At 60.7% G+C, this 12860-nt stretch carries 16 protein-coding genes; 2 read left to right on the top strand and 14 right to left on the bottom strand.

All coding sequences use genetic code 11. The features are described 5' to 3' along the window. Positions 1 to 24: 24 nt before the first annotated feature. From ureG to CWI66_RS08860, 11 genes are all read right to left on the bottom strand, one after another. Entirely contained in the window at positions 25 to 657 is a 633-nt protein-coding gene (gene ureG, locus CWI66_RS08905; RefSeq protein ID WP_081135942.1) for an urease accessory protein UreG, read from the bottom strand. Between the two features lie 23 nt (positions 658 to 680). After that, the gene (locus CWI66_RS08900) at positions 681 to 1400 is read right to left on the bottom strand and encodes an urease accessory protein UreF (protein ID WP_081135940.1); all 720 of its coding nucleotides are present in this window, start codon (positions 1398 to 1400) and stop codon (positions 681 to 683) included. After that, entirely contained in the window at positions 1390 to 2013 is a 624-nt protein-coding gene (locus tag CWI66_RS08895) for an urease accessory protein UreE (RefSeq protein ID WP_100731465.1), read from the bottom strand. The genes CWI66_RS08900 and CWI66_RS08895 overlap by 11 nt, the downstream gene beginning before the upstream one ends. A 221-nt stretch (positions 2014 to 2234) precedes the next feature. Then, complete coding sequence (ureC, locus tag CWI66_RS08890) at positions 2235 to 3950, bottom strand: urease subunit alpha (protein ID WP_016915357.1); 1716 nt, start codon at positions 3948 to 3950, stop codon at positions 2235 to 2237. A gap of 153 nt (positions 3951 to 4103) precedes the next feature. After that, positions 4104 to 4427, bottom strand: coding sequence for an urease subunit beta (locus CWI66_RS08885; RefSeq protein WP_016915358.1), 324 nt, complete (start codon positions 4425 to 4427; stop codon positions 4104 to 4106). A 23-nt stretch (positions 4428 to 4450) separates the two neighbouring features. Then, on the bottom strand, positions 4451 to 4753 hold the full coding sequence (gene ureA, locus CWI66_RS08880; protein WP_016915359.1) for an urease subunit gamma: 303 nt from the start codon (positions 4751 to 4753) through the stop codon (positions 4451 to 4453). 33 nt (positions 4754 to 4786) lie between these two features. Beyond that, a complete protein-coding gene (locus CWI66_RS08875; protein ID WP_100731464.1) occupies positions 4787 to 5671 on the bottom strand; it encodes an urease accessory protein UreD in 885 nt (294 codons plus the stop codon). A gap of 36 nt (positions 5672 to 5707) precedes the next feature. After that, a complete protein-coding gene (locus CWI66_RS18000; RefSeq protein WP_016915361.1) occupies positions 5708 to 5917 on the bottom strand; it encodes a hypothetical protein in 210 nt (69 codons plus the stop codon). 82 nt (positions 5918 to 5999) lie between these two features. Beyond that, positions 6000 to 6626 (bottom strand): SCO family protein, encoded by a 627-nt coding sequence (locus CWI66_RS08870; protein ID WP_100731463.1) that lies wholly within the window; start codon positions 6624 to 6626, stop codon positions 6000 to 6002. Next, positions 6626 to 7153 (bottom strand): copper chaperone PCu(A)C, encoded by a 528-nt coding sequence (locus tag CWI66_RS08865; RefSeq protein ID WP_081135928.1) that lies wholly within the window; start codon positions 7151 to 7153, stop codon positions 6626 to 6628. The genes CWI66_RS08870 and CWI66_RS08865 overlap by 1 nt, the downstream gene beginning before the upstream one ends. 519 nt (positions 7154 to 7672) lie before the next feature. After that, the gene (locus CWI66_RS08860; protein WP_016915364.1) at positions 7673 to 9034 is read right to left on the bottom strand and encodes a diguanylate cyclase; all 1362 of its coding nucleotides are present in this window, start codon (positions 9032 to 9034) and stop codon (positions 7673 to 7675) included. A 212-nt stretch (positions 9035 to 9246) separates the two neighbouring features. On the opposite strand from CWI66_RS08860, the gene parS reads away from it, so the two are divergent. Together parS and CWI66_RS08850 are read left to right on the top strand one after the other, a co-directional pair. Continuing rightward, positions 9247 to 9696: a type II RES/Xre toxin-antitoxin system antitoxin gene (gene parS, locus CWI66_RS08855; RefSeq protein ID WP_016915365.1), complete on the top strand. Its 450-nt coding sequence runs from the start codon at positions 9247 to 9249 to the stop codon at positions 9694 to 9696. Beyond that, on the top strand, positions 9693 to 10157 hold the full coding sequence (locus CWI66_RS08850; RefSeq protein ID WP_081193392.1) for an RES family NAD+ phosphorylase: 465 nt from the start codon (positions 9693 to 9695) through the stop codon (positions 10155 to 10157). The genes parS and CWI66_RS08850 overlap by 4 nt, the downstream gene beginning before the upstream one ends. 16 nt (positions 10158 to 10173) lie before the next feature. Here CWI66_RS08850 and urtE read toward each other — a convergent pair whose 3' ends face one another. Genes urtE through urtC form a run of 3 tightly spaced genes read right to left on the bottom strand, consistent with a single transcriptional unit; the run spans position 10174 to position 12856 of the window. Continuing rightward, complete coding sequence (urtE, locus tag CWI66_RS08845) at positions 10174 to 10881, bottom strand: urea ABC transporter ATP-binding subunit UrtE (RefSeq protein WP_100731462.1); 708 nt, start codon at positions 10879 to 10881, stop codon at positions 10174 to 10176. Next, positions 10881 to 11717, bottom strand: a complete 837-nt coding sequence (urtD, locus tag CWI66_RS08840; RefSeq protein WP_016915368.1) for an urea ABC transporter ATP-binding protein UrtD — start codon at positions 11715 to 11717, stop codon at positions 10881 to 10883. The genes urtE and urtD overlap by 1 nt, the downstream gene beginning before the upstream one ends. Beyond that, the gene (gene urtC / locus CWI66_RS08835) at positions 11714 to 12856 is read right to left on the bottom strand and encodes an urea ABC transporter permease subunit UrtC (protein ID WP_016915369.1); all 1143 of its coding nucleotides are present in this window, start codon (positions 12854 to 12856) and stop codon (positions 11714 to 11716) included. The genes urtD and urtC overlap by 4 nt, the downstream gene beginning before the upstream one ends. Positions 12857 to 12860 lie beyond the last annotated feature (4 nt).

Raw genomic sequence — 12860 nt, 5'->3', positions numbered from 1 at the left:
CCGCCTGGTCAGGGCAGTTTTTTATCAGGCGCTTGCTGCCGCTGGGCGCCGCTCTTCCAGCATGCCTTTGTCGAGTATGAAGCGAATGATCTCTTCGAGGCCAACGCCATCGTAGAGGTTGGTGAACACGAACGGGCGTTCGCCGCGCATTTTCTTCGAATCTCGCTCCATCACTTCCAGCGACGCGTGTACCTGCTCGGCGATATCGATCTTGTTGATGATCAGCAGGTCCGACTTGGTGATACCCGGGCCACCCTTGCGTGGAATCTTGTCGCCTGCAGAGACGTCGATCACGTACAGGGTGAGATCGGAAAGCTCGGGGCTGAAGGTAGCGGAGAGGTTGTCGCCACCGGACTCTACCAGCACCAGCTCCAGGCTGGGGTGGCGGACGTGCAGCTCGTCAATGGCCGCCAGGTTCATCGAGGCATCTTCCCGAATCGCCGTGTGCGGGCAGCCGCCGGTTTCCACCCCCAGAATGCGGTCGGCGGGCAGCGCTTCGTGACGCAGCAGGAAATCGGCGTCTTCGCGGGTGTAGATGTCGTTGGTGACCACGGCAATATCATAATGATCGCGCAGCGCCAAACAGAGCTGCTTGAGCAGCGCGGTTTTTCCGGAACCTACCGGGCCACCCACGCCAACGCGTAAACAGTGAGTCATTGTCTTCTCCTGAATGATGCCAGTTAACTTCTAAATAAACGGGAGTATTGGGTTTCATGCAGGGCGCTGGCCAGTGCCACGCCGGGCAGCACGGGGCCCAGCGCATCGTCGTCCAGGTGCTTTGCCCGATCGACGGCCACGACCAGTTCGCTGCGTAGCCGCTCGATGATACGTTGTGCCGCGGTATGCCCCAGCGGCAGCGCTTTACAGGCCACGGCCAGCTGGTTTTCCAGCCAGGCCCAGGCAAACCCCAGCTGCGCCTGATGAACGGGAATGCCCCGTTGATAAGCCGCCCAGCTGAACATCGTGACGTAACCCGCCTGCGGTGGCAAAAGCGGCGTCAGTGAGTCTTCACCTGGCAGCCGTTCATCGTTTGGCAATAGCGCCAGGCTGCCCAGCAGCCGCGTGAGTGACGCGCCCAGGCGGCTATCCTCTGCGGCCAGTTCGGCGGTTTCACGGGTAGCGGCCAGCCAGTGGTCCCACTCGGCGACCGTGTCGCCTTGCTGGTCGGCAAAGGCGCCGTATAGCCGGTCGATCACCGGCAGCTCACAGCGGGTCAGGCCATCTTCCAGCACCCCAGACAGCCACTCGCTCAGGCTCTCTTCATCGCGGACCCAGCCCAGCTCGAAGGCGCTTTCCAGCCCTTGGGAAAAGGCGAAGGCGCCGATGGGCAGCGCCGGGCTCACCAGTTGCAGCAAGCCCAGCAGCGCCAGGTCCGGCGAGGTGTCTGGCTTAGTGGGCATGGCTGTGTCCATGTCCATGTCCATGTCCATGTCCATGTCCATGTCCATGGTCGTGGTCGTGGTCGTGCTCGTGGTCGTGCTCGTGGTCGTGGGCGTGGTCGTGGTCGTGGTCGTGAGCATGGGAATGCCCGTGGCCATGGCTATGACCATGGCCGTGCGAATGCCCACCCCCCACCTGGTTATAGGCGCCCGGCTCGGGGTCGAAGGTGGCGTTGTGGTGCTCGAGCGTCGCGCCCAGCAGCTCGGCCAGCTCTTCGAGAACGTGGTCGGGTGGGAAACGCACCCAGCCGCCCTGCTGGTCTTCTCCCAGCGCCAGCTGCACATGGCGATTGCCGAGGTGGTACGCCAGCCGGGCTAGGGGTAAGCCAGTACTCACTCGCGCGGTCACCACGGGCTCGATGGCGGCACAAACGCGCACGATCTCGCCATTTTCGGCCTTCAAGCCGTCACCATCGCGCAATACCGGGCCGCGATCCAGAAACAGGCCCAGCGGCTGGCCGCTGTCGCTTTCGGCTTTCAAGCGGCCACGAATACGCAGCTCGAAGGGCAGAGTCAGCGTGTCGCTGGCGGTGCTTGCGTCTATCGGCCCTAAGCGTTCTATCAGTTTCAACATTACTACCGTCCCGTTGAAAGAGTTGTTCGTCATATTCTGTGTCTCACTCTCCAGCTTGAAGCCATGGAGCCAGCGACCTCTGTGGGAGGCCGCCTGAATGGTCGCGAGCTAAAGCTACCTCCCACTGTGCCACTCTCAGGCTGGCAGAAGTGGACTCATATCGATGAACGAACTTTCGAAAAAGCTCCCTAGCGCCTATCGCTATGGGCGGTGCATTCCAATCAAAACAAGTGATACCGCTGCGCCAGCGGCAGTTCAGTCGCGGGCTCACAGGTGAGCAGTTCGCCGTCGCAGCGCACTTCGTAGGTTTGCGGGTCGACGGTGAGCTCTGGGCAGGCGTCGTTGAGCTTCATGTCCTTTTTACGCACGCCGCGCACGTTCTTGCAGGCCGACAGCGTACTTTGCAGGCCCAGCCGCTCCTTGATGCCCGCATCGATGGCCGCCTGGCTGACGAAGTTGAGCCTTACCTGGCTGGCCGCCCGGCCAAAGGTGCCGAACATGGGGCGGTAGTGCACCGGCTGCGGCGTGGGAATCGAGGCGTTGGGGTCGCCCATGGGCGCTCCGGCAATCATGCCGCCTTTCAAAATCAGCGCCGGTTTGACGCCGAAGAAGGCGGGCTTCCACAGCACCAAATCGGCCAGTTTGCCCACTTCAATGGAGCCTACTTCATGGGCGATGCCGTGAGTAATGGCGGGGTTGATGGTGTATTTGGCGATATAGCGCTTGGCGCGCAGGTTGTCAGCCCCCAGCGCTTCATCTTCCGGCAACAAGCCGCGCTGCACTTTCATTTTATGGGCCGTTTGCCAGGTGCGGCAAACCACTTCACCCACCCGGCCCATGGCCTGGGAGTCAGAGGCGATCATCGAAATCACGCCCAGGTCGTGGAGGATATCCTCGGCGGCGATGGTTTCGCGACGAATACGTGAATCGGCAAAGGCCACGTCTTCGGGAATATTGGGGTCCAGGTGGTGGCAGACCATGAGCATGTCGAGATGCTCGTCGATGGTGTTCACCGTGTAGGGCCGCGTGGGGTTGGTGGAGGACGGCAGCACATACTCCTTGGAGCAGGCAGTGAGAATGTCCGGGGCGTGGCCGCCGCCTGCACCTTCGGTGTGGTAGGTGTGGATGCCGCGCTCTTTGAAGGCCGCTAGGGTGTCTTCCACGAAGCCGGATTCGTTGAGCGTATCGGTGTGGATGGCGATCTGCACATCGTACTTTTCCGCCACGCTCAGGCAGGTGTCGATGGAGGCGGGGGTGGTGCCCCAGTCCTCATGCAGCTTGAGGCCCATGGCGCCCGCTTCCAGCTGCGCTTCGAGCCCTTCCGGCAGGCTGGCGTTGCCTTTGCCCAGCAGGCCGATGTTCATGGGCAGGTCGTCCACGGCCTGGAGCATCTTGCCAATGTGCCACTCGCCGGGGGTGCAGGTGGTGGCGTTGGAGCCCGTGGCGGGGCCAGTGCCACCGCCCAGCATGGTGGTAACGCCGCTCATCAGCGCTTCTTCCACCTGCTGGGGGCAGATGAAGTGGATATGGGCGTCGATGCCACCAGCGGTGAGGATCTTGCCTTCACCGGCAATCACTTCGGTGCCGGGGCCAATGACGATCTCGACATCGGGCTGGGTGTCGGGGTTGCCTGCCTTGCCAATGGCAGCGATGCGACCATTTTGCAGCCCCACATCGGCTTTGACGATGCCCCACCAGTCGAGAATCAGCGCGTTGGTGATCACGGTGTCCATCACCGAGGCATCCTGGCGCTGGCTTTGGCCCATGCCATCGCGGATCACCTTGCCGCCGCCGAACTTCACTTCTTCACCGTAGTGGGTGGCGTCTTTTTCGACTTGAATCCATAGCTCTGTGTCGCCCAGGCGCACGCGGTCGCCTACCGTGGGGCCGTACATATCGGCGTAGGCGCGCCGACTGATTTTGTTTACCGATTTCATGTGTTGCCTCTCCTAGAAGATGAAGCTTGGCACTGGAGAGGCCATCACTCATGGGACACGCTGTGAATACGTCCCTGTACGCTTGGCTGCGGCATCCATGCCGCAGACAGTCCCATGAGCGATGGCCTGCCGGTGCCTAATCGCCTGACGCCATTAGCTTTTCAGAGGACGATCCAGCGGCCCCATCACATCACCACGGAAGCCGTAGATTTCCCGCTTGCCGACAAACGGAATCAGCGTGACTGCGCGGGTTTGGCCGGGTTCGAAGCGGATGGCGGTGCCTGCGGCGACGTCCAGCCGGTAGCCACGGGTTTTATCGCGGTCAAACACCAGCGCGGGGTTGGCTTCGGCAAAGTGGTAGTGGGAGCCTAGCTGAATGGGGCGGTCGCCGGTGTTGGCCACCTCGACGGTGATTCGTTCTCGACCCGCGCACAGCTCGATATCACCCTCTTGTAACTGATACTGTCCTGGAATCATGGCGCTCTCCTAGCGGTGGACGGTTAGTTGATAGGGGTGTGGACGGTGACCAACTTGGTGCCATCGGGGAAGGTGGCTTCCACCTGTACTTCATCGACCATCTCCGCCACGCCTTCCATCACGTCGTCTCGGGTGAGGATTTCGCGGCCGTAGCTCATTAAATCCGCCACGCTGCGGCCATCTCGCGCGCCTTCCATAATCTCAAAGCTGATCAGCGCTACCGCTTCGGGGTAGTTCAGTTTTAAACCACGCGCTTTGCGGCGCTCGGCAAGCTGGGCGGCGGTAAACAGCATCAGCTTGTCTTTGTCTCGTGGGGTCAGTTCCATGGAGTGTCTCCAGCGTTATCAGCGTGTTGCCAATCAGGTTAGCCAAATGCGCGGCGTATGCGCTTCGCGTTCGATCCAGCGCGGGCGTAGTAGCTGCCAGGCGTGTTCACACAGGGCCCAGGCTTCGTTTCGGGATGCACCTAAATAGCGCATCAGCAGTACGCCATGGCGCTCCGTCACTGCCCAGCGGGGGTTATCCGGCAGCGCCTCGCGCAGTACTTCGATGGCCGCCGGGGCATCATCGAGCCCCACGGCCCACAGCGTGGCCTGCACCGTCGCGCCGCCCTGCCCCCAGCGGCCCACGAAGCGCGGGTGTGCGGGGTCCAGTGGCTGGCGCTCCAGCCATAGCGGCTTGCCGTCCAGAGTCAGGCGGAAGTGCTGCTCGATCTGCCCGGAAACATAGGGTAAATCGCTGGCCGGGCGGCCAAGCGCCATCACTTCCCAGCCCAGGCAGCGGGCACTGCCCTGCAGCGCGATATGAGTGTGCTGGCTGCCTTTAGAGCCGTTAAACGCGATGGTTTCCTGGGGCAGCCACTCTAAGGTGCCGCCCTCTTCTACCGTCAGCTCGGTGTGCTGTGTCCAGGCCACGCCTTGGCTGTCGGCTTTGTAGAGCTTATTGGCAGCAGGGGTGGTGAGCAGCGCATGGGCTTCGCGCTCGATATGAGCACGGATGGTCAGCGCATCACCGCTCACCAGCCCGCCGGGCGGGTGCAATACGTAAACGTGGCACGCTTCCTGGCTGCCTTCTGGGTAGAAGGGGCGCTGTACCCGTAACGGACCTTGGTGGCGCGCTTGCACTAATCGGGTCACGCCATCGCGGTTGGCAAAACGCAGGGCCAACGAGGCGGCCCAGCGGCGCTCGGCGTCAAAGCGGTGGCCGGAACCAGCAGCGGGTGGGGCAAGTTCGCTCAACATCATGGGGCGCTGTCGCTTCCTTGTGGATAAATCATTGCCTTATAAATGCAAAGAATGCGCCAAAATGGTGAAGGCGCCGCCATAGCCCTTGCCATAGCCCCTGTCATAGCCCTTGTCTCGGCATAGGCTCTTTGCTGGCAGCCCCTCCCACCAGGGAAACCAGTCGCCTTTTGCACCAAAAAAGCACATAAAAAAGCGCAGCGCTTTAAGTACGCACCAAAAAAAGGCATGCCAAGGCTTGCGCGACACCGTGACGCAATGAGCTAACCGTATTGGTTTGTAGACACCCTCTTAGTGCCTTGCCCACCTGTTACCCAGTGGCCACGCCTCCTTAGGGGTGTCGCTGCTCGCCGCGATGCAGCGGCGCGGAAGATGACAGTAAGGATATCAGGGATGCCTTGGCAAACTCCGGGTTGAAGTCGTAGGCCAGAGTGCCCACGACGTTGCCTTCGCGATCCAATAGGTAGGTGGCAGCCGTATGGCTGAGGGTGTAATCGCCTTGTCCGAGTGACACACGCTCGTACTGAACCTGATAGGCGTCAGCCATTGCGTCAATTTGTGCCTCGTTTCCAGACAGACCTCGTATGCGCTCGTCGAACACCGAAAGGTAGCGCGCCAGCTGTTCAGGGCCATCACGCTGCCAGTCCAGAGAAACAAAGAGATAGTTGAACTGATCTGCCTGTGGCCCCAACTGCTGAATCAAACGCGAGAGTTTGAACAGCGTGTTAGGGCAAACATCCGGGCAGTAGGTAAAGCCAAAAAACAACAGTGTCGGCTTTCCGATCAGCTCATCTTGCGTAACGACCCCACCTTCAGTATCCACCAACTGAAATTGCCCACCCAGCTCGGCCAGCGTCGGGCCCTCGGATTGACGGCCGAAGACCACAAAAAACACGGCCAACGTCAGTAGCAATACCAACGAGCCAATGGAAAGCAGCGCAACGTCGCGGCGCTGCATCAGTGCACTGGGTGGCTGTGCGACATCCCTTCCGAAGCAGTACCTTCAGGCGAGGCACCCGGCGGCAAGACGTGCAGCTCTACATCGATACTTGGGGCATGCTGAAACTCCAGCGTGACGGGCACAGGTTCTCCCTCCACGATCGGCGCTGGTAGCTCCATGAACATGAGATGCAGCCCACCCGGTGCCAGCGTTACCGTACTGCCTGCGGGCAATTCGATACCGCCAGGCAGGGGCGCCATACGCATCACATCGCCATCCATTTCCATGGTGTGAATTTCACTGCGCTCGGTAATAGGTGTGGTAACACCCATCAGGCGGTCATCCTGATCGCCATGATTGGTAATCGTGACAAAACCACCTCCTGCGCCTGCGCCAGGTGGCGTAGCACGAGTCCAGGGCTGAGAAATTTCAATGCGTGAGTCGTGATCCCCCGAATCCCCATCATGAGAACCGCCGTGATGGGCAAGCAGAGTGGTGCTGACCAATAGCAGCGAGGAAAACAGTGCTGTACGAAGCATGAACATGGAAAACTCCATTATAAGGAGGCAAGGCCTCCATGCCGGCCAACGTGATAATGCCTTGCGGTACGCTCGTGAGTCCCGCACCCAGTGCGCAGGCCGACTTGCACAGGAGGTTATTGAGTTCGCTGGAGCCCGAGGTCTCTGACCTGCCGTCCTGATTGGCCGCCACACCATGGGGGTCACATAGCACGAACAATGGAGAGTGAGCGCCATCGCCAAGCAGCGCTGCCTGTGCATAGGCACCGAACAGGACGTGCAAAAGGATAACATACGACACTACGATAGCAGTGACGCTACCCTTGCGCTGATCTCTCTGTCGATGCCACCGATTCGTCATGGGATAAGCTGATCCTGATTGTTATTGTGCTCTTGCTCGTGACACGCTTGACCAGTTGCAAGGGTGCTCATTATCAGAGCAAAGCGTGGTGTGCTCCAGTCCATGTGTCAATTTGACCACTCAACGCACTATCTCAACGTACTATCTCAACGTACTATCTCAACGCACTACCTCAACCCACTACCTCACTGCACGACCACACGGTTACGTCCACTGCGTTTTGCCTGATAGAGCGCCTGGTCGGCGCGCTGCATGGAATGCTGATAATCCGGGTGGCCGTCGTGCAACGTGAGTCCTACGCTCACGGTAACGCTCAGCAGCGTATCCGCCGCCGCCAGCATCGGCTCTTTGGCCACGGCCTGGCGTAGCCGCTCGGCGAACAGGCGGCTTCCGTCCGGGTCCGTATCCACCAGAATAATCAAGAACTCTTCACCGCCCATCCGAAACACGTAATCGCCGCCTCGGGTAGAGCGATCCAGAATACTGGCGACCTGTTGCAGTACGTTATCGCCCGCATCATGGCCATGGGTATCGTTGATCGACTTGAAGTGATCGATGTCCACCATGAGCAAGGCAAAACACTTCTCCGAGCGCCGAGCCAGCTCGATTTCACGATTCAGAACTACCGACAGAAATTTACGGTTCAGCAAGCGAGTGAGGCTATCGCGACCCGCGTCCAGCCCCGAGGCACGGTCCAGAATATCGTCCAGCAGCATCAGAATCGTGCGCGCTGCATCCCGAATATGGCTCAGCGCGGCCAGGCGCAGTGCGCTGTCGCCATCCGTCAACTGCGCCATCCATTGGTCGTCCACCAGATGGATATGTCGCGAAATGACGGCAATCTCCGGCGCGCCTTCGAAGGTATGGCACGCCTTGTGCAAATACCACAGGCCAAACTCGGAGCTGGCCAGGCGGGGCAAGGCGCTGGTCTCCTGCTGCGCCGCCACGGCAAACATCAGCGCATTTTCCCAGTTGAGCAGCGCCGCCCGCTGCCGTTCACGCTCATCACCGATACTCTGGGTGAGCGAAAAAAGCTTGTAGGCTTCTTCGGTGCGCGCATGGCGATTATTGGCCACCGAATAGGCATGGCTCATGATCTCCATGGCCATGTCGATATGGTCAGAGACGTACACGGCCGCCTCGCCCGCCGACAGCGGCGCCTGGATCGAGCGATTGATCTGTTCGTAAAACACCTGCTTCAGCTGCCGGGCACCGCTCAGTACCAGGTTTATCGGGATGTCGATGCGCGCATGTATCTGGCCTATTTTCTCCTGGTGCTCTACCAGCGCCTCGAGATCCGCGTGCTCGACGGCAAACATGGCACTGAGCCAACGCTGCATGGAAGGATGCAGGCGTTTTTCGACCTGCTCGTTGGAGAGAAACAGCGAGGCATGGGGGTCATCCAGCATGACCCGGTAAAAGTGCTCGGCAAACGGCGCCCGGCGGGCATGGGCCAGCTGCTCGACGGCTTGGCGCAGTGCCACCGGCGTACGCTCCAGCAGCGTCAACCACTCAGCAGCCAGCTGATGTTTATCCTTGTAGCGCATACCCCACCCGATAACCTTTGCGGAAAGCGACCATGTTACACATAAACAAGGTGAGTCAATACGCACCCAAAGCAAGGTTTTGGGCCTTTTGGTGCGGTTTGTGGCGCTAACTTCATCGTTCACTCACCCAGAGGCAAGCGCTGCCTTGACGCGGAGACCAACCTCGAATATACCATTTGATATAGAGGCAATATATCAACAGGAGGTCCCCAATGACCGCTACCTTCTCCCAATATCAACCCACCAAAGCCGTGGCCTCCGGCTATTGGCAGCAAATTGGCCTGCCTGCCCGAGGGCGTAAGCTGCATGAGCTGCTGCATGAGGGGGTGGAGTACCGAGTATACCCAAGGCTTGCCAAGGTATCCGGTATCGAGCAGAAGGCGCTGGCGCGCTATGTGGATATCCCTTCCGCCACACTGAGCCGCCGCGCCAAGTCAGGCCGCTTCAAGATGGCGGAAAGCGACCGGCTGTATCGCTTTGCCGAGCTTTTCAAAGCGGCGCTGGATCTGTTCGAGGGGGACGCGGAGGGTGCCCGCGCCTGGCTGCTCAAACCCAATGCCGGGCTAGGCGGACGTCGCCCCGTTGAAATGAGCGCCACCTCGGCGGAGTACCAGACGGTGCTGAATCTGATCGGGCGGTTGGAGCACGGGGTCTCGGTATGAGCGAGGTCACCGCTTACCGGCTGGTGAAGCGCAAGTTTCAGGAGAGCGCGTTTGATGGCGAGGGCGCACGGCTTTACGGCGGGCGCTGGAACAGCCCAGGCAATGCCTGTGTGTACGTAGCCAGCTCAGAGTCGTTGGCACTGCTGGAAATCATGGTGCATCTGGAAAGCTATCGGCTGCTCAATGCCTATGCGCTGCTGCGACTGACGCTGCCCAATCAGAGCATTTTGAGCGTTGGAACGGAAGATTTACCCGAAAACTGGCGGGAAGCGCCAGCACCTGCGGAAACCGCCGACCTGGGCGATGGCTGGCTAGCCTCCGGCCAGAGCCTGGCGCTGGCCCTGCCCAGCGTGGTGGTGCCGAGAGAGCTTAATTACATGCTCAACCCGGCCCACCCCTTGTTCGAGCACGCCGTCGCCAGCGTCGAGGAATTGCCGTTTCAACCCGATCCGCGGCTGTAAACCGGGTGTGGATAACTCAAACCGTCAAATACTGTTTGATCAGCTCGTTGGAGAGTTCGCTGATATCGCCTTTGGCCACCGGGCGGCCGCGGTCCATGATCACGAAGCGGTCGGCGTATTTGCGGGCGAAGGGTAGCTTCTGCTCGACCAGCAGCACCGTCAGGCCGTCCTCTTTGATGAGTTGGCGAATCACCTGACCAATCTGGGCGACGATATTGGGCTGAATGCCCTCGCCGGGCTCGTCCAGAATCAGCAGTTTCGGTTCGATGACCAGCGCGCGGCCAATGGCGAGCTGCTGCTGTTGCCCACCGGACAAATCGCCGCCACGGCGGTGTTTCATCTCCTTGAGCACCGGAAACAGCTCGTAGATGCGCTCGGGAATTTTTTTCAGCCCGTCGCCTCGGGCGGCAAGCCCTGTGCGCAGGTTCTCCTCCACCGTCAGCAGCGGGAAAATCTGCCGCCCTTGGGGCACGAAACCGATACCCAGGCGCGAGCGCGCCTCCACGGCTTTTTTGGTGAGTTCGATCTCGCCATCATTGCCCTGGTAGCGCAGCTGGCCGCTCTTCACCGCCACTTCCCCCATGATGGCTTTCATCAGGGTGGTTTTACCCACCCCGTTGCGGCCCATCACGCAGGTGCACTGCCCGGTGGGCACGTCCAGGTCCAGATCCCACAGGGTGTGGCTTTCGCCGTAAAACTGGTTCAACTTGTCGACGGTCAGCATCAGGCCATCTCCTCCTCGTCCGCGCCCAGGTACACTTCGACCACTTTCGGGTCATTGGAGACCTGATCCATGCTGCCTTCGGCCAGCACGCTGCCCTGGTGCAGCACGGTCACCTTGCGCGCAATCGAGCGTACAAAGCCCATGTCGTGCTCCACCACCACCACCGACTGTTTGCCAGCCAGCCCCGTAAGCAGCTCGGCAGTGCGCTCCATCTCCTGTTCGGTCATCCCGGCCACCGGCTCGTCCACCAGCAGCAGGCGCGGGCGCTGCATCAGCAGCATGCCGATCTCCAGCCACTGCTTCTGGCCGTGGGAGAGAATCCCGGCGGGCTGGAAGCGCAGCGCGGTCAGGCCGATGGTGTCCAGCACGTCGTCGATGCGGTCGCTGATCTCGCTGGTCATGCGGGCGGTCAGCGTGGGAAAGATGCGCTTGTCGGCGGCCATGGCCAGCTCCAGATTGTCGAACACGCTGAGCGCTTCGAACACCGTGGGCTTCTGGAACTTGCGGCCAATGCCGAGGCTGGCGATTTCCGGCTCGTTCATTTGCAGCAGGTTATGGCGGCTGCCGAACCAGACGCTGCCCTGGTTGGGGCGGGTCTTGCCGGTGATGATGTCCATCATGGTGGTTTTACCGGCCCCGTTGGGGCCGATGATGCAGCGCAACTCGCCGTCGTCGATGGTCAGGTTGAGGTTATTGATGGCCTTGAAGCCATCGAAGCTCACCGTCACGTCTTCCATGTACAGAATCGGGCCGTGGCGAACGTCCACCGGCGAGGCTTCCCCCGCCATGAAGTCGAACACTCGGTCGCGTGCTTTCAGCGATTGTATCAGGCTCATGCTGCAGCCTCCGTAGGCGGTTGTTCGGCTTTGCGACGGCGCTTCACGTGGCTCAAAAGGCCCGCGACGCCCTTGGGCAGGAAGACCGTGACCAGTACGAACAGCGCGCCCAGGGCAAACAGCCAGGCATCCGGCATGACCCCGGTAAACACGGTTTTGGCGTAGTTGACCAGAATCGCCCCAATGACGGCACCGTACAGCGTGGCCCGCCCACCCAGTGCTACCCAAAGCACGATTTCGATGGAGAACAGCGGCGAGAATTCGCTGGGGTTGATGATGCCTACCTGAGGCACATAAAGCGCCCCCGCCAGGCCCGCCAGCATGGCCGAGACCACGAACACGAACAGCTGGAAGCGTTCGACCCGGTAGCCGATGAAACGCGTACGCGCTTCGGCATCGCGGGTGGCCACGCACACACGGCCCAGCTTGCTGGTGACAATGGCGCGGCACAGGATGTAGCCCAGCGCCAGCGCCACCCCAGTGGCAATGAACAGCCCCAGCCGCGTGTCGTTGCTGCGCAGGTTGAAGCCCAGCAGCTCACGGAAATCGGTGAGGCCATTGTTGCCGCCGAAGCCCATCTCGTTGCGGAAGAAAGCCAGCATCAGGGCAAACGTCAGCGCCTGGGTGATGATCGACAGATACACCCCGGTCACCCGCGAGCGGAACGCCAGGAAGCCGAACACCAGCGCCAGCAGGCCAGGGGCCAGCAGCACCATGGCAAAGGCGAACCAGGCCATATCGAAGCCCAGCCAGTACCAGGGCAGGCTGTCCCAGTTCAGAAACACCATGAAGTCGGGCAGGACCGGGTGGCCATAGGTGCCACGGTCGCCAATCTGGCGCATCAGGTACATGCCCATGGCGTAGCCGCCAATGGCGAAGAACGCCCCGTGGCCCAGACTCAGAATGCCCAGATAGCCCCACACCAGGTCCACCGCCACGGCCAGCAGCGCATAGCTCAGGTACTTGCCGAACAGGTTCACGGTGTAGGCGTTGACATGCAGCGGATGCCCTTGCGGCACTGCCACGTGCAGTACGGTGACCAGCACCAGGGCGGCCAGCAGCACGCCGAGAAAGAGCTGAGTGGCCCGTTCGCCGAACGGGCGGAGCAGCCAGAACCGTTGAGAAGATGATGTCATCATGATG

Source organism: Halomonas sp. 141 (genome assembly GCF_002810305.1).
In the GTDB taxonomy this organism is placed as follows: Bacteria; Pseudomonadota; Gammaproteobacteria; order Pseudomonadales; family Halomonadaceae; genus Vreelandella; species Vreelandella stevensii.
Note: the sequence above shows the minus strand (reverse complement) of the source record. Positions and strands in the feature narration are given on the sequence as shown.